This is a genomic window from Corallococcus praedator, from assembly GCF_003612125.1.
GTDB lineage: Bacteria > Myxococcota > Myxococcia > Myxococcales > Myxococcaceae > Corallococcus > Corallococcus praedator.
Genome location: NZ_RAWI01001029.1, coordinates 1 through 447, shown reverse-complemented (window position 1 = coordinate 447; position 447 = coordinate 1). Strand labels below are relative to the sequence as shown.

Sequence of the window (447 nt, the reverse complement as noted above, 5' to 3'; positions counted from 1 at the left end):
GAGCAGCACGGCGTGCCCTATCGCCTGGGGGGCACCCGGGATGTGCGGGTGACGTTCAATCCCTACCGGAACGCGGAGGGAGAAGCGGATGGCTACGTCGCGCTCCTCCAGGACATCACGGTGCAGCGGCGGCTGGAGGTCGCCGTCAAGCGCCAGGCGGAGTTCGAGCAGCACCTCATCGGCATCGTGAGCCACGACCTGCGCAACCCCCTGTCGGCCATCCAGTTGGGGGTCAGCGCCATGGCCCGGCGCGAGGACCTGGACGAGCGCAGCCGCAAGAGCGTGACGCGCATCCAGAACGCGGCGGAGCGGGCCACGCGCATGGTGAAGGACCTGCTGGACTTCACCCAGGCGCGCCTGGGGGGCGGCATCCGCATCGAGCGGCGGCCCGCGGACCTGCACGAGCTGACGCGCGGCGTGGTGGACGAGGTGGAGGCGGCCTACCCG

1 protein-coding gene is annotated in these 447 nt (G+C 71.4%); it reads left to right on the top strand.

The window, feature by feature from the left end:
• Positions 1–12 precede the first annotated feature (12 nt).
• Positions 13–447, top strand: a 435-nt coding sequence (locus D7Y13_RS42895) for a sensor histidine kinase (protein WP_341870482.1), incomplete at its 3' end; no start/stop codon positions are given.